Annotated in this window: 13 protein-coding genes, 13 tRNA genes, 4 rRNA genes and 1 pseudogene; 29 read left to right on the top strand and 2 right to left on the bottom strand. The window is 47.2% G+C overall.

Going from position 1 to position 23526, the window contains the following annotated elements; translation table 11 throughout:
• Nucleotides 1-9: 9 nt before the first annotated feature.
• From MHB49_RS30270 to MHB49_RS30260, 3 genes and pseudogenes are all read left to right on the top strand, one after another.
• Nucleotides 10-901 (top strand): annotated as a pseudogene (locus tag MHB49_RS30270) (hypothetical protein).
• Between the two features lie 68 nt (nt 902-969).
• Nucleotides 970-1725 (top strand): N-acetylmuramoyl-L-alanine amidase CwlD, encoded by a 756-nt coding sequence (gene cwlD, locus MHB49_RS30265; RefSeq protein WP_405154059.1) that lies wholly within the window; start codon nt 970-972, stop codon nt 1723-1725.
• A 79-nt stretch (nt 1726-1804) separates the two neighbouring features.
• Nucleotides 1805-2905 (top strand): P-loop NTPase, encoded by a 1101-nt coding sequence (locus tag MHB49_RS30260; RefSeq protein ID WP_405154058.1) that lies wholly within the window; start codon nt 1805-1807, stop codon nt 2903-2905.
• A 117-nt stretch (nt 2906-3022) separates the two neighbouring features.
• Here the strand turns inward: MHB49_RS30260 and gerD are convergent, their stop codons facing one another.
• Nucleotides 3023-3784, bottom strand: coding sequence for a spore germination lipoprotein GerD (gene gerD / locus MHB49_RS30255; protein WP_405154057.1), 762 nt, complete (start codon nt 3782-3784; stop codon nt 3023-3025).
• Nucleotides 3785-3909: 125 nt separating this feature from the next.
• Here gerD and MHB49_RS30250 point away from each other — a divergent pair, with 125 nt between their 5' ends.
• Nucleotides 3910-4542, top strand: coding sequence for a KinB-signaling pathway activation protein (locus MHB49_RS30250; protein WP_247899516.1), 633 nt, complete (start codon nt 3910-3912; stop codon nt 4540-4542).
• A 149-nt stretch (nt 4543-4691) separates the two neighbouring features.
• Here the strand turns inward: MHB49_RS30250 and pdaB are convergent, their stop codons facing one another.
• Complete coding sequence (gene pdaB, locus MHB49_RS30245) at nt 4692-5468, bottom strand: polysaccharide deacetylase family sporulation protein PdaB (protein ID WP_405154056.1); 777 nt, start codon at nt 5466-5468, stop codon at nt 4692-4694.
• 121 nt (nt 5469-5589) lie between these two features.
• Here pdaB and MHB49_RS30240 point away from each other — a divergent pair, with 121 nt between their 5' ends.
• The 25 genes from MHB49_RS30240 (at nt 5590) to glmM (ending at nt 22832) form a co-directional block, all read left to right on the top strand.
• The gene (locus MHB49_RS30240; RefSeq protein WP_247899514.1) at nt 5590-6207 is read left to right on the top strand and encodes a stage II sporulation protein M; all 618 of its coding nucleotides are present in this window, start codon (nt 5590-5592) and stop codon (nt 6205-6207) included.
• 208 nt (nt 6208-6415) lie between these two features.
• Nucleotides 6416-6646 carry a hypothetical protein gene (locus tag MHB49_RS30235; RefSeq protein ID WP_247899513.1) on the top strand — a complete coding sequence of 77 codons (231 nt, stop codon included), beginning with the start codon at nt 6416-6418 and terminating at the stop codon, nt 6644-6646.
• A gap of 497 nt (nt 6647-7143) precedes the next feature.
• Nucleotides 7144-8695, top strand: a 16S ribosomal RNA gene (locus MHB49_RS30230).
• Nucleotides 8696-8828: 133 nt separating this feature from the next.
• Nucleotides 8829-8945, top strand: a 5S ribosomal RNA gene (gene rrf, locus MHB49_RS30225).
• A gap of 37 nt (nt 8946-8982) precedes the next feature.
• Nucleotides 8983-9059: transfer RNA gene (locus tag MHB49_RS30220), tRNA-Ile, on the top strand.
• A 90-nt stretch (nt 9060-9149) separates the two neighbouring features.
• Nucleotides 9150-9225: transfer RNA gene (locus MHB49_RS30215), tRNA-Ala, on the top strand.
• Between the two features lie 203 nt (nt 9226-9428).
• Nucleotides 9429-12477: ribosomal RNA gene (locus tag MHB49_RS30210) — 23S ribosomal RNA — on the top strand.
• A 183-nt stretch (nt 12478-12660) separates the two neighbouring features.
• Nucleotides 12661-12777, top strand: a 5S ribosomal RNA gene (rrf, locus tag MHB49_RS30205).
• Together the 16S, 23S and 5S rRNA genes with 13 tRNA genes alongside form the textbook arrangement of a ribosomal RNA operon.
• 84 nt (nt 12778-12861) lie before the next feature.
• A tRNA-Asn gene (locus MHB49_RS30200) sits at nt 12862-12937 on the top strand.
• Nucleotides 12938-12940: 3 nt separating this feature from the next.
• A tRNA-Thr gene (locus MHB49_RS30195) sits at nt 12941-13013 on the top strand.
• A 10-nt stretch (nt 13014-13023) separates the two neighbouring features.
• Nucleotides 13024-13095 (top strand) — tRNA-Glu (locus tag MHB49_RS30190).
• A 123-nt stretch (nt 13096-13218) separates the two neighbouring features.
• Nucleotides 13219-13294: transfer RNA gene (locus MHB49_RS30185), tRNA-Val, on the top strand.
• A 10-nt stretch (nt 13295-13304) separates the two neighbouring features.
• Nucleotides 13305-13379: transfer RNA gene (locus MHB49_RS30180), tRNA-Gln, on the top strand.
• A gap of 9 nt (nt 13380-13388) precedes the next feature.
• A tRNA-Lys gene (locus MHB49_RS30175) sits at nt 13389-13464 on the top strand.
• 6 nt (nt 13465-13470) lie between these two features.
• Nucleotides 13471-13551, top strand: a tRNA-Leu gene (locus MHB49_RS30170).
• A 10-nt stretch (nt 13552-13561) separates the two neighbouring features.
• Nucleotides 13562-13636: transfer RNA gene (locus tag MHB49_RS30165), tRNA-Gly, on the top strand.
• Between the two features lie 6 nt (nt 13637-13642).
• A tRNA-Arg gene (locus tag MHB49_RS30160) sits at nt 13643-13719 on the top strand.
• Nucleotides 13720-13735: 16 nt separating this feature from the next.
• Nucleotides 13736-13809 (top strand) — tRNA-Pro (locus MHB49_RS30155).
• 9 nt (nt 13810-13818) lie between these two features.
• Nucleotides 13819-13889 (top strand) — tRNA-Gly (locus MHB49_RS30150).
• 574 nt (nt 13890-14463) lie between these two features.
• Complete coding sequence (gene ppc / locus MHB49_RS30145) at nt 14464-17256, top strand: phosphoenolpyruvate carboxylase (RefSeq protein WP_405154055.1); 2793 nt, start codon at nt 14464-14466, stop codon at nt 17254-17256.
• Nucleotides 17257-17513: 257 nt separating this feature from the next.
• Nucleotides 17514-18080, top strand: a complete 567-nt coding sequence (sigW, locus tag MHB49_RS30140; RefSeq protein WP_017692117.1) for an RNA polymerase sigma factor SigW — start codon at nt 17514-17516, stop codon at nt 18078-18080.
• A gap of 135 nt (nt 18081-18215) precedes the next feature.
• Nucleotides 18216-18830, top strand: coding sequence for a zf-HC2 domain-containing protein (locus tag MHB49_RS30135; RefSeq protein WP_062329949.1), 615 nt, complete (start codon nt 18216-18218; stop codon nt 18828-18830).
• A gap of 268 nt (nt 18831-19098) precedes the next feature.
• A complete protein-coding gene (gene cdaA / locus MHB49_RS30130) occupies nt 19099-19938 on the top strand; it encodes a diadenylate cyclase CdaA (protein ID WP_247899511.1) in 840 nt (279 codons plus the stop codon).
• A complete protein-coding gene (locus tag MHB49_RS30125) occupies nt 19931-21412 on the top strand; it encodes a YbbR-like domain-containing protein (RefSeq protein WP_405154054.1) in 1482 nt (493 codons plus the stop codon). Before cdaA ends, MHB49_RS30125 begins: the two co-directional genes overlap by 8 nt.
• A 79-nt stretch (nt 21413-21491) precedes the next feature.
• Nucleotides 21492-22832 (top strand): phosphoglucosamine mutase, encoded by a 1341-nt coding sequence (gene glmM, locus MHB49_RS30120; protein ID WP_090904594.1) that lies wholly within the window; start codon nt 21492-21494, stop codon nt 22830-22832.
• The last annotated feature ends 694 nt before the right edge of the window (nt 22833-23526 follow it).

Below are 23526 nucleotides of genomic sequence, written 5' to 3'. Positions count from 1 at the left end.
AGCGACAAGATGACTTCGATTCTGCCTCATGGAGGTACGCTGATTCAGCGTGTCGTACAAGGAGAAGAACGGGAACAATTATTACGAGAGAGTGAAAAACTGTCCTCTTTACGTATTAGCAGCTGGACAATTTCGGATTTGGATCTCATTGGTGTGGGGGCATTCTCACCGCTTCAAGGTTTTATGACTGAAGAAGACTATCTTTCGGTTATATCTCGTATGCGTCTTGCTGACGGAACAGTGTGGAGCATACCCATTACCTTGGCTGTAGATGAGCAGCAGGCTGCATCACTACAGCTCGGTGAGACTGTGGCGCTTATTGGCGATGATGATGGAGTAACTTATGGATTGCTGGAAGTGAAGAGCTTATATAAAGTAAATCAGGGTGAAGAAGCGCATCGCGTCTTCAAGACCGATGATCCAGAACACCCGGGTGTGAAGAAACTGCTGGAACGACCTGCAACGTGTGTAGGAGGTCCAATACAAGTGCTGAATCGCCCCAAACCTGCTAGGTTCGAACAGTTCTATTATGATCCTGCTGAGACACGGAAAACGTTCCAGGATAAGGGCTGGAAGACGGTTGTCGGTTTTCAGACGCGTAATCCGGTCCATCGTGCCCATGAGTACATCCAGAAGAGTGCAATGGAGATTGTGGACGCCCTGTTCTTAAACCCGCTTGTAGGCGAAACGAAGTCTGATGACGTGCCTGCCGATGTACGAATGAAGAGTTATCTGGTTTTGCTGGAGAACTATTATCCGGGATAAAGAACACCATATGGCTCTGTCTGGCACCAAAGTACGTGGCTTGCTAAGAGATGGCCAATGTCCTCCACCTGAATTTACGCGCCCTGAGGTAGCTGAGGTGCTGATTGAAGGAATGGCGGAGCAAGTCCGGTCCTAACGGTATATTTGTCCATCTTGTCCCATATAGATGATTAGAGTCATTTATAGGGACGAGGTGGTTTTTTTATGCGTAAAAATATGGGGAAGCACTTTGTAATCTGGATTAGGTTACGTACAATGAAGAGAATCATGTTAAGCCTTTGTTTGCTTGCCATGTTTGTGGCAGTGGTGACGTATGAGCTGCCCTCCTCCAAAATGTCCGGTTACTGGGGATTGCCTCTAGCGGGTAAAGTCATAGCCATTGATGCAGGACATGGTGGACCAGATGGGGGAGCCGTGAGTAAGCAGGGAGTCATCGAGAAAGATATCAATCTGTCCATCGCGCTGTACGTACGAGATTATCTGCAGCAAGCAGGGGCTTTGGTTGTGATGACACGGGAAATAGACTCCGATCTGGCTGCTACAGATACCAAGGGTTACTCCAAACGCAAAACGGAAGACCTGAAACAAAGAGTAAGAAGAATCGAGGATAAGCAGGCAGATCTCTTTATCAGCATTCATATGAACAGTGTTCCTTCGAACCGCTGGAGTGGTGCTCAAGTTTTTTATACACCTAACCATCCTGATAATGAAGGGTTGGCCAATCTGCTTCAGCAAGAAATGATTCGTAATTTGGAAAATACAGATCGAATCGCGAAAACGGTAAATACCGTTTATTTGCTCCAGGCGTTAAAAATTCCTTCGGCACTTGTGGAGGTCGGTTTCCTTTCTCACCCGGAAGAGGCGCGTCTGCTGGCTAATGAGGCCTATCAGCGTAAAGTGGCTGCATCCATTTATAACGGAATTCTCCGTTATTCTTCAGGCGAACGTCCTAAAAGTTAGTCACAACGAGAAAGGTAATGATATAATTGGATTAGCATACCTAATTACATGCCAATAGATAAAGCTGAGGTGCTGTCTGATGTTATCAAAAGAACAGATACTTGAACTATTGCAGCCATTGCAGGAACCGCAATTGGGCGTAAGTTTGACTGAACTGCAGTGGGTCCGTGATGTCATGGTTAAAGAAACTCATGTTGCTCTTACTATGGTGACGCTGGAGAACCGCACAGAGGATACAACTGCTCTAAGTGATGCTGCGCGCAACCTGTTGTCCCAACACGGAGTGAGTGATGTACATATTCGGCTGCGTGCAGCGTCAGAGCATGAGCGTGAGAGTCTGAATATAGGACAAGCGGATCATGAGGAAGACCAGGACGAAGTGCTTGTTAAAGGCCATGCAGCAGGGCTGGATGGGCATGAGTTGTTAAGTCCTGAATCCGGCGTACGTTTTATTGCTGTTGCTAGTGGTAAAGGCGGCGTCGGCAAATCGACGGTAACCGTTAATTTGGCTGCGGCCCTGGCACGTCAAGGCAAGAAGGTTGGCCTAATCGATGCAGATATATATGGCTTCAGTGTACCTGATATGATGGGCATAGAAGAATATCCGGTCGTTGAGGACGGGGTGATCCAGCCTGTAGAACGTTTCGGCGTAAAGGTCATGTCGATGGGATTCTTTATTCGGGAGAATAACCCGGTGATCTGGCGTGGACCTATGTTGGGGCGGATGCTGCGCCAATTCTTTACCGATGTAAACTGGGGAGAGTTGGATTATATGCTGCTTGATCTACCTCCGGGTACGGGTGACGTGGCATTAGACGTTCATCAGATGCTGCCACACAGCAAAGAAATCATCGTTACAACCCCACATGCAACCGCTGCTTTTGTAGCTGCACGCGCAGGTGCCATGGCTATTCAGACCGAACATGAGCTACTTGGTGTCGTAGAGAATATGGCTTATTATGAATGCAGCAAATGTGGAGAGAAAGATTATGTATTTGGTCGGGGCGGCGGGGGGACTCTTGCCGAGAGCCTTCATACAGAGCTGCTTGCGCAGATTCCACTGGGAGCACCGGATAATCATATCTCGGAGCCGGATTTCTCCCCATCCGTGTATAAGGCAGATTCAAGCATCGGTGTGATCTATGACGAGGTTGCTCAGTCTGTTGATGCCAAATTTTAAATTTTTGAATAAGTAAAATGTAAAAACAAAAGCCCACATCTTCGAATGCGGGCTTTTGTGCGATCTATACTACATAACTGCTTTAATTCGAATCGTTTGAGGCGTTTTTATCATATTTTAAGCTCCTCCGCTACTTCCAGACTCTCCGCCGCTGCCGCCATCACCACCATTTCCACTTCCGCTGCCGCCATCTTCACCTTTACTTTTACCTTGTTGATCCCCTTGACCGCCTTGTTCTGTTTTGGGTTGCAGTTCGTCCTGAACTACCTTCTTCAGCAAAGTCAGAACTTCCATCCGGAATAAAGGATTCTGCATGACTTCCTGCATGACGGTCATCGTTTGTTTACGATATTCTGGCGTTTTGGTCATATCCATAAACATCTTGGATACTTCAGGAGATTTCATCACGTCTCCAATGGATTTTTGATACGTTGGGTCTTTGATTAACTGCATATGCAGTTGCTTGCTTTGAGAGTTAATTACCTTGGCGAACTCACCTGCAAACTGTGGATCCGTCATAATTTTCTCGAATTCCTTCTGATATTCGGGAGCCGTGATGGTATCTTTTACAGCTATACGTATTTGTTCTGAAGATTGCATAGGCATTAACATTTTCATACCCACTGTTCCAGATCCACCGCCTGAAGCTCCACTTTGGCCAGAAGCGCCACCTTCACCACCACCAGAAGAACTCTGTCCGGTGAGAGCTTCTTCAACCGCTTTTTTACCTTCGTCACTTTTGAGGATATCCACGACCATTGTTTTCATTTCTTTATAACCGCCCTGAGGAGGCGAGTAATTCTGATCTGAGCCACAGCCGGCAAGCATGACGGATAGTCCAAGTACGACACAGCATAACTGCCACAAAGGCCGTTTCATGTGCACAATCCCTCCTTGATTAGATACTGGATGTAGTATGTGATGGGAAACCGCTAAATATGTTGAAAGATGATGGTTTTTTGCTGTGAAGGTTGGTAAAATAAACTCTCGGGGGTGGAAAACATTTGAATTTACGTAAATGGTTTTTCCTATTTTGGTCAGCTTTGCTGATCGGGGCTGCTGGATCATTAGTGACGGGTCTAATTATGATGTTGGTTAATGGTGAGAAAACGAATGGAATGACCGATTTTTTATTTTATCTTCTGATCTTGTTTGGTTCCGGTATTATGATAAGCGTATATTCGCAAATGGGTTTTTTCGCATACTTGATATTAAACTATATGGGCAAAGGTGTATTTTCGAAACGCAGCTGGCAAATTGTACAGATCGTTCTAACCGTTTTGGCGCTACTTGATGTTATGTTTCTACGTTTGTTTGTCGGTGGGGAGCGAGAACGGCTATCTGATATTGTACTTGGAATCATTATTTTGGCAGCTGCAATTGTTACCGCTTACGTAAAGGTGAAGCAGACACATATTTCGGCACTAGTGCCTACACTCTTTTTCATGGTGGCTGTTACTGTGGTGGAGACGATTGGTGTTTTGCGAATTGATGTGAATGCGGCCACCATCTTTATTGTGGTTCCACTGTTACTCTGTAATGCATACCAAATGCTGATATTGCACAGGCTGGTAGATGGGGCTATGGAGCAACGAATGAGTGGTAAGACCGAGCAGGTACAAGAAAGCCATGCATAGCGATGATATCCCAAAAAAACGTCAAAAAGAGCTAACTTGGTTAGCTCTTTCATTTTTTTAGGGCGCTTCAGCGCCCTTTTACAGAGGAATTCTCCAAAGATAAAATATAGTTTGTGCAGCAATACTGTTTAATTGTTTAATTTAACGTTTTACTGTACACTGGCCTGGTCGCGAACTTCAGTACCTTTGACGCTTGAATGGTTAAGCAGCTCGGAAACCGTCACGAATTCATATCCTTGATTTTTCAACTTGTCGATAATGACGGGTAAAGCTTCATGTGTTTGTTTCGAGGAATCACTGGCATGCAGCAGCACGATATCACCCGGATGTGCCTTGCTAACTACACGATCAACAATGGTCTGTACACCAGGGTTCTTCCAATCCTGCGAATCGGTGTCCCACTGGACCACTTGATAATTGAGACTGTTCGCAACTTGAAGAACACGTTTGTCAAAGTCACCATTAGGGAGACGAAGCAATTTCGGTTCTTTTCCCGTTAAGTCGGTTAAAATGCTATGAGCTGTCAAAATTTCTTTGCGGATCTCTTCTTCCGTCAGACTACTGTAGTTATCATGCTTGTGACCATGGCTGCCAATTTCGTATCCTGCGTCTTTGATGGCTGTTACAATCTCGGGGTGTGTCTTACTCCAGGGGGAGGACAAGAAGAAAGTGGCCTTCTTTACTTTATTATCTTGAAGGACCTTCAGAATAGGCTCTGTCCTTTTATCTCCCCAGCTAATATCAAAGGTGAGTGCGATAACCTTCTTCTCGGTTGGAACGCTGTACACGGCGGATGGTGCATCCTCCGAGAATACAGAAATATTGCCGCTCTCCAGATAAATAATCCCGATAGCAAAGACGGCAGCAACCAGTACAATCAGGAAACGTTTGATCTTTTTGCCGCTAAATACATAGAACGAGTTCATTTCAATAAGCGCCCCTCTCCCATAAGAAATGCTTGTTTACTCTCCAATGTATGCTCGTACCTCGCAGTTATTCGTATCAGTCGTTTGTTTGTCCAACATCTTGATTACACAGGAGGATATTATGTTAAAATTCAGTACATTTCTTAGAGCTTTAGGTTCCATTCGTGGCGCATTAATTTGGTCGATCGTATTGTTTGTTGTTGGAATAGGAACAGGATGGGTGAGTACAGGACCACTCGAGGATATATTGTTGAATCAAATTGGGGGACTAAGAGAGATTAGTGAACGGCTGGAGCAGGGGAATAATGTGCAATGGAACTTCTTCCTCTTTATTTTTTTCAACAATGCGATCAAAAGTGTTCTCGTAATCTATGCCGGTATCTTTTTTGGCATTCTGCCAGTCGTGTTCCTGTTGATCAATGGAATGGTTATCGGTTTTCTGGTACACACCACAATGAACTATGGGGCAAGCTTCTTTGATATTGTTGTAAAAGGACTTCTTCCACATGGCATTATTGAAATTCCAGTCATTATAATCGCATGTGCATTCGGTTTAAGGTTAGGTGGTTTGGTTCTCAAAAGTTTTGTTCAATTGGGCGGGGAGAAGCGAAATATGATTGGAAGCCAGTGGAGTGCTTTTATGCGAACCACGGTGACTGCCTCCTTCTGGATTGTTATTTTGCTTTTTGTTGCAGCGATTATTGAAAGTACACTTACCTACAGCCTGGTGCGAGGATAAATTTGTATGGGACGACATTCATAAATTTTCAGAAAGTTGACCATAACAATAAAACGGGTTTCAGTAGCAACCACAAAAGGACAAACAAAGACGATCCTGGGTTTGCTACTAAAACCGGCGCTGTCCGATATATAGCCTGAATAAGGGGCATGAATATGACATACACTGGGACACGCCATTATCCATATGCAGAAAAAGGAGAACTCTAATGCTGGGTATGCTGTTTAACGAGAAGGAATGCAAGGAACTGGATTATGTATTGCGCAAAGAGCTCGATGAAATGTTGTTTGACTTAAGTGACAATCGTCTCGATCAAGAAATTAAATACGCTATAGCGAATCGCTATAAGACTGTGTTCCGTATGTATGCACGCTTTGCGCCACCCAAAGAGCTATCCAAATATGCTAGAGGTGGCAAATTAAAAAAATCCAAGCCATAATGACCGACAGTACTGAAGTTCACCTATATCAAAGAGGTGCGGCCCGTAAAGCCAGCGCTGTACCTCAGACATCATGAATCAGGGAATAGGTAGAATAGACAGCTTTGAAAATGGAGATGAAACAATTTGTCGAAAAAGGGTTGACCTTTTTTGTTCAATATGATAAATTAATTTTCGTTCCTTTTTTAAGGAAAAGTTAACCGAAACAAGCGCTGATAAAAACGAGTTGAAGTAAATCGAAAAAAAAAAGTGCTTGCAAAGTAAACTTAAACATGATACATTATAAAAGTCGCCGCTGAAAATACGGTGACGCGAAAAACTGAAACAATTTGAATGTTTGATCTTTGAAAACTGAACAACGAGTGAGTAATCATCCTGCTTTCAGGATGGATGTGAAAGTTTTTGGTACATGCCGTTTGGCTGTATGAAAACTGGAACATAAATGAGATTTTTAATCTCGTCAGATTCAAAATGAGCTTATCGCTCTTTTCAATACTTTATTGGAGAGTTTGATCCTGGCTCAGGACGAACGCTGGCGGCATGCCTAATACATGCAAGTCGAGCGGACTTGAAGAGAAGCTTGCTTCTCTGATAGTTAGCGGCGGACGGGTGAGTAACACGTAGGCAACCTGCCCTCAAGTTTGGGACAACTACCGGAAACGGTAGCTAATACCGAATAGTTGTTTTCTTCGCCTGAAGGAAACTGGAAAGACGGAGCAATCTGTCACTTGGGGATGGGCCTGCGGCGCATTAGCTAGTTGGTGGGGTAACGGCTCACCAAGGCGACGATGCGTAGCCGACCTGAGAGGGTGATCGGCCACACTGGGACTGAGACACGGCCCAGACTCCTACGGGAGGCAGCAGTAGGGAATCTTCCGCAATGGGCGAAAGCCTGACGGAGCAATGCCGCGTGAGTGATGAAGGTTTTCGGATCGTAAAGCTCTGTTGCCAGGGAAGAACGCTTGGGAGAGTAACTGCTCTCAAGGTGACGGTACCTGAGAAGAAAGCCCCGGCTAACTACGTGCCAGCAGCCGCGGTAATACGTAGGGGGCAAGCGTTGTCCGGAATTATTGGGCGTAAAGCGCGCGCAGGCGGTCATTTAAGTCTGGTGTTTAATCCCGGGGCTCAACCCCGGATCGCACTGGAAACTGGGTGACTTGAGTGCAGAAGAGGAGAGTGGAATTCCACGTGTAGCGGTGAAATGCGTAGATATGTGGAGGAACACCAGTGGCGAAGGCGACTCTCTGGGCTGTAACTGACGCTGAGGCGCGAAAGCGTGGGGAGCAAACAGGATTAGATACCCTGGTAGTCCACGCCGTAAACGATGAGTGCTAGGTGTTAGGGGTTTCGATACCCTTGGTGCCGAAGTTAACACATTAAGCACTCCGCCTGGGGAGTACGGTCGCAAGACTGAAACTCAAAGGAATTGACGGGGACCCGCACAAGCAGTGGAGTATGTGGTTTAATTCGAAGCAACGCGAAGAACCTTACCAGGTCTTGACATCCCTCTGACCGGTACAGAGATGTACCTTTCCTTCGGGACAGAGGAGACAGGTGGTGCATGGTTGTCGTCAGCTCGTGTCGTGAGATGTTGGGTTAAGTCCCGCAACGAGCGCAACCCTTGATCTTAGTTGCCAGCATTTCGGATGGGCACTCTAAGGTGACTGCCGGTGACAAACCGGAGGAAGGTGGGGATGACGTCAAATCATCATGCCCCTTATGACCTGGGCTACACACGTACTACAATGGCCGGTACAACGGGCCGCGAAGCCGCGAGGTGGAGCTAATCCTAAAAAGCCGGTCTCAGTTCGGATTGCAGGCTGCAACTCGCCTGCATGAAGTCGGAATTGCTAGTAATCGCGGATCAGCATGCCGCGGTGAATACGTTCCCGGGTCTTGTACACACCGCCCGTCACACCACGAGAGTTTATAACACCCGAAGTCGGTGGGGTAACCGCAAGGAGCCAGCCGCCGAAGGTGGGATAGATGATTGGGGTGAAGTCGTAACAAGGTAGCCGTATCGGAAGGTGCGGCTGGATCACCTCCTTTCTATGGAGAATCGTTTCCCGTAGCGGAAACATTCAAATCAAGTCTTCAGGAAGCATGCTTCCGAAGCGAGCTTTACTTCGTAAAGCTTTTAACTCACTCGTTGCTCAGTTTTGAGAGTTCAAACTCTCAAACGTTTGGTGGCGATAGCGAAGGGGTTCCACACGTTCCCATCCCGAACACGACCGTTAAGCCCTTCAGCGTCGATGGTACTTGGACCGCAGGGTCCTGGGAGAGTAGAACGCCGCCAAGCGTAAACCCATTACGGGTTTCAATATAATATATAATGTGGGCCCTTAGCTCAGTTGGTTAGAGCGCACCTCTGATAAGGGTGAGGCCGGTGGTTCGAGTCCACCAGGGCCCACCATTTAACTTCATAAGTATTTTGTACGCGGGGTTCCCGGAAAGTGATCGGAATCGACTTCGTAGGTAAACTTCACTTTTTGGGGTAAAATTTGGGGCCATAGCTCAGCTGGGAGAGCGCCTGCCTTGCAAGCAGGAGGTCAGCGGTTCGATCCCGCTTGGCTCCACCAATAAGATTTTACAAGCTTGTTCTTTGAAAACTAGATATCGAAACGAAATATGCGAATTAGAACATTCCTTTTTAGCTGAACTTGTGTTAAACAAGTTTCAATAAAAACGGTAGATTGCTGGAGCGAGTGATCGAAATGGAGCGACTTTTGGCTTTGGACGACGTCCAAAACAAGGGAAGCGACAGCTCGAACACGAGCGCAATGGTTAAGCTACTAAGAGCACACGGAGGATGCCTAGGCGCTAGGAGCCGATGAAGGACGTGGCGAACAACGAAACTGCCTCGGGGAGCTGTAAGCAAGCTTTGATCCGGGGGTGTCCGAATGGGGAAACCCAGCTGGGGTAATTTCCAGTTACTCGTAACTGAATACATAGGTTACGTAGAGGCATACCAGGGGAACTGAAACATCTAAGTACCCTGAGGAAGAGAAAACAATAGTGATTCCGTCAGTAGCGGCGAGCGAACGCGGAGAAGCCCAAACCAGAGAGCTTGCTCTCTGGGGTTGTGGGACGTCTCACATGGAGTTACAAAGGAGCCGGTTAAACGAAGAGGTCTGGAAAGGCCCGCCAAAGAAGGTAATAGCCCTGTAGTTGAAAGTTGGCTCTCTCCGAGACGGATCCCGAGTAGTGCGGGGCACGTGAAACCCCGTATGAATCCGGCAGGACCATCTGCCAAGGCTAAATACTTCCTAGCGACCGATAGTGAAGCAGTACCGTGAGGGAAAGGTGAAAAGCACCCCGGAAGGGGAGTGAAATAGAACCTGAAACCGTGTGCTTACAAAAAGTCAGAGCCCGTTTTAGGGGTGATGGCGTGCCTTTTGTAGAATGAACCGGCGAGTTACGTTCCCGTGCAAGGTTAAGGTGAAGAGCCGGAGCCGCAGCGAAAGCGAGTCTGAATAGGGCGAATGAGTACGTGGACGTAGACCCGAAACCGGGTGATCTACCCCTGTCCAGGGTGAAGGTGCGGTAACACGCACTGGAGGCCCGAACCCACGCACGTTGAAAAGTGCGGGGATGAGGTGGGGGTAGCGGAGAAATTCCAATCGAACTCGGAGATAGCTGGTTCTCCCCGAAATAGCTTTAGGGCTAGCCTCGGAAAACAGAGTCGTGGAGGTAGAGCACTGATTGGGTGCGGGGCCCGCAAGGGTTACCAAGCTCAGTCAAACTCCGAATGCCATAGACTTACTTCCGGGAGTCAGACAGTGAGTGCTAAGATCCATTGTCAAAAGGGAAACAGCCCAGACCATCAGCTAAGGTCCCCAAGTGTGTGTTAAGTGGGAAAGGATGTGGAGTTGCACAGACAACCAGGATGTTGGCTTAGAAGCAGCCACCATTGAAAGAGTGCGTAATAGCTCACTGGTCGAGTGACTCTGCGCCGAAAATGTAACGGGGCTAAACACACCACCGAAGCTATGGCTTGGATCGACTTCACTGCTTCTTTGAGGCGTGTTGTCCACAAGGACATTTTTGTCAGACAAGGATTGAAATCTTGGATGACCAAATGCTTCCCAGGGGATAAACACAGGGCTTCGAAGCTGGAGTGAAGTCGATCCAGGGGTAGGGGAGCGTTGTATAAGGGTTGAAGGTGTACCGTAAGGAGCGCTGGACATTATACAAGTGAGAATGCCGGTATGAGTAACGAAAAGATCAGTGAGAATCTGATCCGCCGAAAGCCTAAGGGTTCCTGAGGAAGGCTCGTCCGCTCAGGGTAAGTCGGGACCTAAGGCGAGGCCGAAAGGCGTAGTCGAAGGACAACAGGTCGAAATTCCTGTACCACCGTAAGCCGTTATGAGCAATGGGGGGACGCAGCAGGGTAGTGACGCGGACTGATGGATGTCCGTCTAAGCAGTGAGGCTGATGTGTAGGCAAATCCGCACATCGTAAGGCTGGGCTGTGATGGGGAGCGAAAATTATAGTAGCGAAGGTCATGATCTCACACTGCCAAGAAAAGCCTCTAGCCAGGTGATGGTGCCCGTACCGCAAACCGACACAGGTAGGCGAGAAGAGAATTCTAAGGCGCGCGGAAGAACTCTCGTTAAGGAACTCGGCAAAATGACCCCGTAACTTCGGGAGAAGGGGTGCCCCGGTAGTGTGAATAGCACGAGGGGGCCGCAGTGAAAAGGCCCAAGCGACTGTTTAGCAAAAACACAGGTCTGTGCGAAGCCGTAAGGCGAAGTATACGGGCTGACGCCTGCCCGGTGCTGGAAGGTTAAGGGGAGCGGTTAGGGAGTAATCCCGAAGCTGTGAACCGAAGCCCCAGTAAACGGCGGCCGTAACTATAACGGTCCTAAGGTAGCGAAATTCCTTGTCAGGTAAATTCTGACCCGCACGAATGGCGTAACGACTTGGGCGCTGTCTCAACGAGAGATCCGGTGAAATTTTAATACCTGTGAAGATGCAGGTTACCCGCGACAAGACGGAAAGACCCCATGGAGCTTTACTGCAGCTTGATATTGAATTTGGGTACGATCTGTACAGGATAGGTGGGAGCCTTTGAAGCCGGAGCGCCAGCTTCGGTGGAGGCACCGTTGGGATACCACCCTGATCGTATCTAGGTTCTAACCTGGTACCGTAATCCGGTGCGGGGACAGTGTCAGGTGGGCAGTTTGACTGGGGCGGTCGCCTCCTAAAGAGTAACGGAGGCGCCCAAAGGTTCCCTCAGAATGGTTGGAAATCATTCGAAGAGTGCAAAGGCATAAGGGAGCTTGACTGCGAGACCTACAAGTCGAGCAGGGACGAAAGTCGGGCTTAGTGATCCGGTGGTACCGCATGGAAGGGCCATCGCTCAACGGATAAAAGCTACCCTGGGGATAACAGGCTTATCTCCCCCAAGAGTCCACATCGACGGGGAGGTTTGGCACCTCGATGTCGGCTCATCGCATCCTGGGGCTGAAGTAGGTCCCAAGGGTTGGGCTGTTCGCCCATTAAAGCGGTACGCGAGCTGGGTTCAGAACGTCGTGAGACAGTTCGGTCCCTATCTGTCGTGGGCGTAGGAAATTTGAGAGGAGCTGTCCTTAGTACGAGAGGACCGGGATGGACGTACCGCTGGTGTACCAGTTGTTCCGCCAGGAGCACCGCTGGGTAGCTATGTACGGACGGGATAAGCGCTGAAAGCATCTAAGCGTGAAGCCCCCCTCAAGATGAGATTTCCCAGTATGTAAGACCCCTTGAAGACGACGAGGTAGATAGGCTGGGGGTGGAAGTGCAGCAATGCATGGAGCTGACCAGTACTAATCGGTCGAGGGCTTATCCAATATGCAAGTTGTAAGTCGCAGATTTCGTTTCGGATCTAGTTTTCAGAGAATAAACTCTGAAATGAAAATCGGTACATCACAGAAAGTGTGTATGATTTTCAGTTCCACAACCGCTGAACCATTCATCCACACAGCCGTGTCGGACCGAATGGAAAGCGAACGCATTTGTTGCACAAATGCTCGTTTGGTGGCGATGGCGGAGGGGTTCCACACGTACCCATCCCGAACACGACCGTTAAGCCCTCTAGCGCCGATGGTACTTGGACCGCAGGGTCCTGGGAGAGTAGGACGCCGCCAAGCGAACTCTTTCATCCTACATAGAAAACAGGCTCTGCATGTTAACGTTGTATGATGAATTGCATTTGCCCTGCAAATGCATATTATTCCCTGATAGCTCAGTTGGTAGAGCACTCGACTGTTAATCGAGTTGTCACAGGTTCGAGCCCTGTTCGGGGAGCCATTTGCTCTCATAGCTCAGTAGGTAGAGTGCATCCATGGTAAGGATGAGGTCACCGGTTCGATCCCGGTTGAGAGCTTTGGAAATGGGGCCCGTTGGTCAAGGGGTTAAGACACCTCCCTTTCACGGAGGTAACAGGGGTTCGAATCCCCTACGGGTCATAGCTATATTTATTAGCTTAAAAAAGGGATGAGAATCCCAAAGGTTCGTCGGAGGATAAACTTCGTTAGCATTGGCTTCGCAGTCTCGAACGAAGTGAGAGTATCCCCTACGGGTCATAGGATGGAGGCTTAGCTCAGCTGGGAGAGCATCTGCCTTACAAGCAGAGGGTCGGGGGTTCGATCCCCTCAGCCTCCACCACTTAATTTAATGGGGATTAGCCAAGCGGTAAGGCAACGGACTTTGACTCCGTCATGCATAGGTTCAAATCCTATATCCCCAGCCATTTTAGTTTGAGTCATTAGCTCAGTTGGTAGAGCACCTGACTTTTAATCAGGGTGTCGAAGGTTCGAGCCCTTCATGACTCACCATCATATGCGCGTGTGGCGGAATTGGCAGACGCACTAGACTTAGGATCTAGCGTCTTTGACGTGGGGGTTCAAGTCCCTCCACGCGCATCCTTTATAAGCGGACGTGGCTCAGCGGTAGAGCATCGCCTTGCCAAGGCGAGGGTCGCGGGTTCGATTCCCGTCGTCCGCTCCAATATTTGCGCCCTTAGCTCAGCTGGATAGAGCGTTTGACTACGAATCAAAAGGCCGGGAGTTCGAATCTCTCAGGGCGCGCCATTATTTCCATAAGTATCGGGATGTAGCTCAGCTTGGTAGAGCACCTGGTTTGGGACCAGGGGGTCGCATGTTCAAATCGTGTCATCCCGATTTTTATTTGCGGGTGTAGTTCAATGGTAGAACTTTAGCCTTCCAAGCTAATAGCGTGGGTTCGATTCCCATCACCCGCTTCATGATTTATTGAAAAGTCTCTGTAATTATAGAGGCTTTTCTTTTATTTATTGAAACAACACCTCTTTAAAATACCGATCTCCTCTATATTCAGATGATAAGTGAAATAATTCCTCGAACTTCTGCATTCATTTCTACTAAAAGAAACAAAAAATTATAAATACACTCTTTAATTTATTGCGTCAGTGTGATAAAGTATACAAAAGCTTGCTTTGCCGGTCATGTTTCTTTATGTTTCGTCTGGTTTGTAACAATGGAGATCATGCAGATACGAATTCATTTAGTGTACTGAACATTCCCAGTTTAACTGTATATTTATGAAAAATTAAGAATAGGTATTAGTTATTCGAATGATTAAAAGTACGTGAAAAAGGTATCATGCGACAGCATTTGACCATTAATCGAAGCAGAACAAGAAAATGAATAATAAAGCGTGTTTTTGTGCTGTAAATCAGGGTAAATCCCCATTTTTACTAGTAGAAAAATAAAGATTTTCGTACCATTTTATTGTATGATGTTATGAAGGTGTCAAATTTACGTGTACGAATGGAACGATCAGATGGGAGGATAAGCATGACTGAAACTATGGTAACCGCCAGCAAAAGCCAAACCAACAACCTGCTTCGGCGAGACGTGCGGTTCCTGGGCAATATACTCGGAGAAGTTCTTGTCCATCAAGGAGGCACGGAGCTTCTAGATATCGTTGAGAAGATTCGGGAAACGAGCAAATCGTTGCGTGCAGAGTTCTTGCCAGAACTTTATGCAGAGTTCAAAACGATGATCCAGGAATTAGACTCTGAAAATCGCCATCAGGTGATTCGAGCTTTTGCGATTTATTTTCAACTAGTTAACATTGCTGAACAAAACCATCGGATCCGGCGTAAACGGGATTATGAACGTTCTGCAGGGGACGCTGTGCAGCCAGGATCTATTGAGAAAGCAGTACAAGATCTGAAGGAACGTGGACTGTCTCATACGGAAGTAGAGGATATTCTAGACGAATTATCGCTGGAATTGGTGATGACAGCTCACCCAACCGAAGCCATGCGTCGGGTTATACTGGACATCCACAAACGGATATCCGAAGATGTCATGCTGCTTGACAATCCTACGCTGACGTTGCGTGAACGTGAACAGTTGCGGGAGAAGCTATTAAATGAAGTCATTACACTATGGCAGACTGATGAGCTTCGTGACCGTAAACCAACTGTACTTGATGAAGTACGGAATGGGATGTATTACTTTCATGAAACGTTATTCCATGTACTTCCGGATGTATACCAGGAGCTTGAACGCTGCCTGAATAAATTTTATCCTGACCATGACTGGCATGTGCCGACGTATTTGCGGTTCGGTTCCTGGATCGGTGGAGACCGGGATGGAAATCCTTCGGTAACTTCAGATGTAACATGGCAGACACTGTTGATGCAGCGTAAGCTCGCATTGCGTGAGTATCAACGCATTATGATTGAACTTATGGGACACCTCAGCTTCAGCACAAACATCATCCACGTATCGGATGAGCTGGTGCAGTCGATCGAGCAGGACCGTAGTTGTGTAACCTTGAAAAAAGTGGATATGTGGCGGAATGAAAAAGAGCCATATCGCATTAAATTGGCATATATGATCGCCAAGCTTAACAATGTATTGGATGAGAACAAAGTAGGGCACCCAGATCGCTATGACAGCGCTCAAGGACTGATGGATGATCTGATGATTATTGATCGCAGCCTGCGTCATCACTTTGCAGACTATGTAGCAGATACGACCATTCGCAAAATGATTCGTCAAGTGGAGCTGTTCGGTTTCCATACAGCTGCATTGGATGTGCGTCAGCACAGTAAAGAACATGAAAATGCGATGTCGGAGATTTTGGCCAAGATGAACATCGTAGAAGATTATGCTCGTCTGACGGAGGATGGCAAAATCGATTTGCTGGCTCGTTTGCTGGATGATCCTCGTCCGCTGACTTCCCCTTATCATCAGTACACAGAGGGGACCAAAGAATGTCTGGATGTATTCCGTACGATCAAACGTGCTCAGAGCGAGTTTGGGGCCGGTTGTATCACAAGCTACCTGATTAGTATGACCCAAGGCGCAAGTGATCTGCTTGAGGTTATGGTATTTGCCAAAGAAGTAGGTTTGTTCCGCAAAGAACATAACGGTGAAGTGGTATCTACGCTTCAAGCGGTTCCACTGTTTGAAACGATTGATGATCTTCATGCCGCTTCGGAAATTATGGAGAAACTGTTCAACCTTCCGGTATATCGCGCAAGTGTGAGCGGACGGAATGAACTGCATGAAATCATGTTGGGCTACTCGGACAGCAACAAGGATGGCGGAGTTGTTACAGCCAACTGGGAGCTGCGTGTGGCGATGAATGCCATCACCGATGTTGGTAATAAACACGGCGTTAAGCTGAAGTTCTTCCATGGTAGAGGTGGGGCGCTCGGACGTGGAGGCATGCCTCTCAACCGCAGTATTCTTGCTCAACCACCACATACCATTGGTGGGGGGATCAAGATTACAGAGCAGGGTGAGGTTATCTCTTCCCGTTATTCCCTTCAGGGAATTGCATACCGCAGTCTTGAGCAGGCTACATCGGCTTTGATTACAGCTGCACTTAACGGTCTGGAGCCGCAAGAGTCGGCATCAGAGCGTCATTGGGATAGCATCATCAAAGATATTTCCGAAGTTTCTCTGACCAAATACCAGGATCTCATTTTCCGTGATCCAGACTTCTTTACCTTCTTCAAGGAATCGACACCGCTGCCTGAGGTTGGGGAACTGAATATTGGTTCACGTCCATCCAAACGGAAAAACAGCGACAAGTTCGAGGATTTGAGAGCGATCCCTTGGGTATTTGCCTGGACCCAAAGTCGTTATTTGCTTCCCGCATGGTATGCGGCAGGAACGGGACTGCAAAGCTACTATCAGGATAAAGAAGAAAATCTGGTTGTCCTGAAAGAAATGTATGAAAACTTCCCATTCTTCCGTACACTAATTGATACCGTGCAGATGGCTGTTGCCAAAGCAGATCTGGTTATTGCGAAGGAATACTCAGCCATGACTTCCAATGAGGAAGCACGTGATCGCATCTATGGGCAAATTGAATCGGAATTCAAGCTCACCAAAGAGCTGATTCTGAAAATTACCGGAGAAGCTGAAATTCTGGATGATGTACCGGTGATTCAAGAGTCGATCCGGCTTCGTAATCCGTATGTTGATCCTTTGTCCTACATGCAGGTCCAACTTCTGAGTGAGCTCAGAGATATGCGTGAGCGTGGCGAGGATGACACGGAGTTACTGCGTGAAGTGTTGCTTACGATTAACGGCATTGCAGCAGGACTTCGGAATACGGGCTGATCATTAAGCTGCTTAACCATAAATGAAGTGAATTTTTCAACCAAACAGATCGCAAAAAGCTTAATTCTTTCCTCAGCATGAGTGAGAGATGAAACGGGACTCCTTTCAGGAGTTCCCGTTTTTACTGTTTTTGGCGGATATTTTCCGGCACAGTCTTGATTTTTGACCAAAGTTGATTTACGATTTGATTGGTGAATTACAAGTGTGGACGGGTATCAGAAGGCGGAAGACCCATCAGCATGTCTGGGGGAATAAGGGTGGACAATTTGGAGAACAGGCTTGTTAAGCTGGTACTGAAGGGTGACCAGCGGGCCTTTGCAGAAATCGTTGAATTATACAAGGACAAGCTGTTTCATCTGGCATACCGGATGCTGAACAATCGTCATGAAGCTGAAGACGTTGTACAGGAGACGTTTTTGCGTGTGTTTCGCAATATGGAAAAGTATGATCCGAATCAGAAGTTTTCAACCTGGATATACCGGATTGCAACTAATCTGTGTATTGACCGCTTACGGCGGAAAAAACCTTCTTATTCATTGGATGCAGAGCTGAATGATCAGGAAGGATCTGACGGTTATGCGATGCTTCCAAGCGATGATCGTACACCAGAGAGTGAAGCACTTTTGTCTGAAACACAGACACTAATCCGTGAAGCGATTGACAGTTTGCCGGCCAAGTATAAATCAGTCATGATTTTGAGATATTTACAGGACTTGTCGCTACAGGAAATCAGTGATGTGACAGGTATGCCCGTAACAACGATTAAGACTCGTGTTCATCGGGGTCGTGATTTTTTGCGTAAAAAACTGGAATATAAGTTGTAAATGGTTAACGTCTGTATTTTGGGCGAAATTATTTGAAACATATCCGAAACGGATGCGTATGTAATGTATGCAAGTCTTATGCGTGCTTTTTGGCGATGCAAGGACTAAGTGATCTAAGAAAGGATTGGCTCTCATATGGATTGCAACTCGGCCGTCTCTTTAATGCATGAATGTTTGGATGAGTCGTTGTCCCCGGCCCAGAAGGTTGAACTGAAAAGTCACCTTGTGACCTGTCCGGATTGTCGCATGCGCTTTAAAGAGTTGGAACAGACGGAAATGCTACTCTTTGCCATGAAACATTATTCACCGTCTGCCTCGGATGAGCTGACCAATCGAATTATGAATGCTCTGCCCCAGCCCAAGAGACAGCAAGTATGGCTCAAATGGGTCAAAGGACATCCCGCGCTGACGGCGGCAGCCTTCTTTTTGGTCGTGATGCTCTTTAGCGCCTGGAATTTCTGGAATCAGAATAACGAAATGGTCGTGAAGGGAAACAATCTGGACCAGATCGTGATTGAAGGAAACACGGTTATTGTTCCGGAGGGCAAGTCCATTGCTGGCGATCTTACGATAGAGAATGGAACTGCTCAGGTGTACGGTGATGTAAACGGTAATCTGACGGTCATCGACGGACAACTGTATCAGGCTTCAACGGCACATATTTCCGGTCAGGTGAAAAGTATTGATCAGGCGCTGGACTGGTTCTGGTACAAAATAACCAATATGGTAAATGAAGTGGCTTATCGCTAAAACAGGGTAAATTCTTCAATGGTATATACCAAGCAGGGTACCTCCAGATTGCTGGGGTACTCTTTTTTTATCTTTTTACTTTGTAATTTATGGGATTTGTGCTGTTTCCGCGCAGTTTGTGACTCTCGTAACTTGCAACCTGAACGTTAACGTTATAACCTAGATACTAAAGAGAACATACTACATATAGAAAAAGGATTAATTAAATCCTAATGGGTTAATATGAGATCAGGGTTTACTCATCAATGGGGATAGCGGGGGCTGGCTTATGAACTATTTTGCTGACTTAACGTGGAAAGAGTCCATTAAGGACGTTATCGATATATTGATTGTTACCTATATTATGTACAAATTGATTTTGCTTGTACGGGGTACCCGTGCTGTTCAACTGCTGAAAGGTATACTGTTTCTTGTGGTGATCTGGGCACTAAGTACGTGGCTAAACCTCTATACACTCAAATGGCTGATGAACCAGATGTTTACGTTTGGAGTCGTCGCGGTCTTCATTATCTTTCAGCCGGAACTGCGCCGTGGTCTGGAGCAATTGGGTCGTGGCAAACTGTTTGGACGCTCGGCAGCGGCAAGTGATGAGGAATTAACGGTGTTAATTGGTGAGATCATTAAGTCCGTCAATTATTTGTCTCGGCGAAAAATTGGTGCATTGGTTGTATTCGAACGGGAAACGGGTCTGAACGATTATACGGAGTCCGGGATCCAGATGCAATCACTGGTCAGTTCAGAGCTGATGATTAATATCTTTATTCCGAATACACCTCTCCATGATGGAGCCGTCATTATACAGGGCAAACAGATTTCGGCAGCAGCCTGTTATTTGCCTTTGTCCGAGAATCCTTTTATTAGCAAGGAGTTAGGAACGCGTCACCGTGCAGCAATCGGGATTACCGAGGTGGCAGACGCGATCTGTCTGGTTGTTTCAGAGGAGACAGGACAAGTGTCGCTTGCGATGAATGGACAAGTTGTTCGTGATATTAAAGAAGAATCGCTGATTGCTAAATTATATGAAGAACTGCGTCCAACATCCAATTTAACTAAAAAGAATGCTTGGGCTACCTTCTGGAAACGGAAGGGGGGACGTAAAAATGGATAAATGGTTCAATAACAACAATTTTGCCAAAATTCTTGCCCTAGCGGTGAGTCTGTTGCTCTGGTTCATGATCCATCTGGATGAAGTACCAACGACGCCAACGATTGCGACAGGCACGACCAATAAGGTTGTGGAGCGCACTGTGCCTGTTCAGCCCTATGGACTCGACAGCAACTCTTATGTGCTTACTTCATTAAGTACGGATGAGGTCCGTCTGGAGATTAAAGGACAGCGCTCGATGTTAACTTCGATTTTTACGAATGATGATTATAAAGTGTTAGTGGATCTTAGTCAGGTGAAGGATGGGTCCAACACGTTACCGCTAGTACCGGATCTGCCATCCGGGGTTGAAGTAGTCAGCATGGAGCCTTCCATGGTTACAGTCAACGTTGAAAAATTGGGCACCAAATCGTTCGATGTGAATATTGTACCCGAAGGAGAACCATCCACCGGATACAACGTTGGAACGCCCGTTGTTGAACCTTCAGGTCAAGTTAAGGTAACTCTGCCAGAAGGGCAGCTTGACGCCGTAGCGAAGGTTCAGGGCAGTGTGAGCGTGAAGGATGCGAAGGATGACGTAACACAGAAAAAAGTGAAGCTACAGGCATATGATGCCGAAGGCAAAGTCATTGAAAATGCGATTGTTACACCAGAAACGGTTGAAGTCCGTATTCCGGTCAGTCAGCCCTATACAACTGTACCCTTAAGAATCAAATATTCGGGACAGCTTCCAGAGGGAATGGTGCTCTCCACGGTTGAGCCAAGCGTGAAAGAAGTCTCGGTTTACGGCTCAGAGGATGCACTTGCGGGTATACGGTCCTACGACCAAGTAACCCTGGATCTTACACAGTTTGATGAACCAGGGACGTCGACAGTTAACGTGGACTTGACGCCGCCTTCCGGTTTTGAGAAAATCGAGCCTAGTTCGATTCAGCTTAAGGTGACGGTATCACCATACGATGAGCTTCAGGAGACGACCAAAGTCTTTCCGAACGTACCCATTACGCTTACTGGAGCTGGGAACGGACTGGAAGGTACACTGGTTACTCCCAAAAGTGGTGGCTTAAATATTACGCTTAGAGGTTCTTCAACAATGCTTGAAGGTCTAAGTAGCGATGATATCAAGCTGACTGCGGACCTTGCTGGACTTGCGGCAGGCACGCATGAAATAAAGCTTGAGGCTGACTTGCCTCGTTTTGCCAAACTGGATGAGTCATCAGATGGTCTGAGTGCTACCGTCAAGATTAGCGAAAAGGCTGATAATACGACGGTTCCTCCCGGCGACGATCCGAATGATGAAAGTACGGTCGGGCCTGAGCCTACGCCAGCCGAAGTTGAGAATGGGGATACCGAAACTGCTCCTGGAGAAGAAGAAACAGAATCGAATACGGACAATCCGGAGCAGAATCTACAGGGGAATTCCACTCGAGGTAACCCCAGTAACAGCGGCAGCAGCAATAGTGGCTCCAATCCGTAAAAAAATTGTTAGTGATCAGATCAAAATTTTAAAAATAACGTTTATGCTCTTATATGATGCGAATAGAAGGAGTTAGATCATGGGGAAATATTTTGGTACAGACGGCGTAAGAGGTGTTGCCAATAAAGAGCTAACGGCTGAGCTGGCTTACAGCATCGGACGTTGTGGTGGTTATGTGCTTGCAGGCGGTGTAGAAAGACCAAAAGTGGTTATCGGTATGGATACCCGAATCTCGGGGCTTATGCTGGAATCCGCACTGGTTGCAGGTTTGCTGTCCATTGGCGCTGATGTCATTCGTCTGGGCGTTGTATCCACTCCTGGAGTGGCGTATATTGCTCGTCTGCTAAAAGCCGATGCAGGGGTAATGATCTCGGCTTCTCACAATCCGGTTGAGGATAACGGCATCAAATTTTTCGGGGGAGACGGCTTCAAGCTGTCCGATGAGACGGAGAACCGGATCGAAGAACTGATGGATGCAGAAACGGATCAATTACCGCGCCCTGTGGGTGGTGGTTTGGGTACTGTAACTGTGGATGAGGAATCCCGTTACCGTTATTTGGACTACTTGAAAACAACGGTAAATGAATCGTTCTCAGGACTCAAAATTGTTCTGGACTGCGCTAACGGGGCAGCTTATGAGCTGGCACCCAAATTATTCAGAGAACTTGGTGCAGAAGTCATTGCCATTGGCGCTGAGCCTAACGGCCTGAATATCAATGAGCAATGCGGATCAACTCACCCGGAGCATTTGAAACAAGAGGTGCTGAAACATAAAGCGGACCTGGGCCTTGCTTTTGACGGGGATGCGGATCGTCTGATCGCTATTGATGAGACAGGCGCTGAGGTCGATGGTGACTTCATTCTGTGCATCTGTGGTGATGCGATGAATCGTGCAGGCAAGCTGAAAGACAGTACCGTGGTATCTACTGTAATGAGTAACATCGGATTCTACAAAGCAACGGAGAAACTGGCATTGAAAACAGCAAAGACTGCCGTTGGTGACCGTTATGTGATGGAAGAAATGCGCCGTGGAGGTTATAACTTGGGTGGAGAGCAATCCGGTCATGTTATTTTCCTGGATTACAACACAACAGGTGACGGCATGCTGACAGCAATTCAACTCGTGGACACAATGAAGGCTTCCGGCAAAAAACTGAGTGAACTTAAGGCGCTGATGACCCAGTACCCACAAGTGTTGGTGAACGTGCGTGTTGAAGATAAGAGCAAATATGAGGGCAATTCTGCGATTGAGCAAGCCATCGCAACAGTGGAGCAGCATCTGGGCGATAATGGACGTGTACTTGTTCGTGCGTCCGGGACCGAATCCTTGATCCGCGTTATGGCGGAAGGACCAGATAAGGATGAACTTGAGCAATTCGTATCTCAAATTGCAGATGTTGTGCAAAAAGAACTGGTATAGGACCTGATTGATAGGCCTTCCAAACTCAGTTGCCTCAAGGGAATCACTGTTATACAAGGCTTAATCTAACAGAGGTTATCCCATATAAACCCATATTCCTGCGTCCCGGCCTAGTGAGACCATGGTTCTGTTTATCTGGTCGGGATTGTGGGTAAATATGCCGAAATTGTCACAGGTACTTTGCTCCATTGCAAAATGAACCTGACGTGCATATAATGAGTGGAGTCGTCATTCAGACACAGAAAGTGAGGATCGTAAGGTACTAGTTACACAAGCGCCAGAGCTTGAAGTTGCGCGGGAAGGATTTTGATCGGTACAAATCTTGAATTATTAAGAGACTACTGAGCAGGATCGACGGCAATCAAGCTGACGAGGTGGAGGTGTTCGGATTGTTCGGCGGGGACCTCCCGGTGATGCACCAGAGCCGTAAACCGGATTGCGGAAAATGGATGGGTGACTGTCCACACAACGCGCCGGTAGGTGCAAGATTCAACTAAAAATTAAAATGAATGTGCGCGAAGAGCGTGAACAGTGCGCGGACGGGAAAATGATGTGCATTCATGATTGCATCTAATAACAGCTTATGACTGCGGGGCGGCAAGAGGCTGCTCTGATCATTGATAATTGAATAATTGAAAGTTTTCATGATACGTTAGGCAATCATTTTCATTTTTTCGATATGCCGTGCCAGCCT

Source organism: Paenibacillus sp. FSL K6-0108, assembly GCF_045040695.1.
GTDB classification, from domain to species: domain Bacteria; phylum Bacillota; class Bacilli; order Paenibacillales; family Paenibacillaceae; genus Paenibacillus; species Paenibacillus pabuli_B.
The sequence above is the reverse complement of the archived record's forward strand: the minus strand, read 5'-3'. Positions and strand labels throughout refer to the sequence as shown.

Coding starts and splice junctions, on each gene's coding strand:
- MHB49_RS30135 (WP_062329949.1), top strand. CDS start 18,216: ATGGATTGCAACTCGGCCGTCTCTTTAATGCATGAATGTTTGGATGAG.
- cdaA (WP_247899511.1), top strand. CDS start 19,099: ATGAACTATTTTGCTGACTTAACGTGGAAAGAGTCCATTAAGGACGTT.
- MHB49_RS30125 (WP_405154054.1), top strand. CDS start 19,931: ATGGATAAATGGTTCAATAACAACAATTTTGCCAAAATTCTTGCCCTA.
- gerD (WP_405154057.1), bottom strand. CDS start 3,784: ATGAAACGGCCTTTGTGGCAGTTATGCTGTGTCGTACTTGGACTATCC.
- MHB49_RS30235 (WP_247899513.1), top strand. CDS start 6,416: ATGCTGGGTATGCTGTTTAACGAGAAGGAATGCAAGGAACTGGATTAT.
- MHB49_RS30240 (WP_247899514.1), top strand. CDS start 5,590: ATGTTAAAATTCAGTACATTTCTTAGAGCTTTAGGTTCCATTCGTGGC.
- glmM (WP_090904594.1), top strand. CDS start 21,492: ATGGGGAAATATTTTGGTACAGACGGCGTAAGAGGTGTTGCCAATAAA.
- pdaB (WP_405154056.1), bottom strand. CDS start 5,468: ATGAACTCGTTCTATGTATTTAGCGGCAAAAAGATCAAACGTTTCCTG.
- MHB49_RS30260 (WP_405154058.1), top strand. CDS start 1,805: ATGTTATCAAAAGAACAGATACTTGAACTATTGCAGCCATTGCAGGAA.
- cwlD (WP_405154059.1), top strand. CDS start 970: ATGCGTAAAAATATGGGGAAGCACTTTGTAATCTGGATTAGGTTACGT.
- ppc (WP_405154055.1), top strand. CDS start 14,464: ATGACTGAAACTATGGTAACCGCCAGCAAAAGCCAAACCAACAACCTG.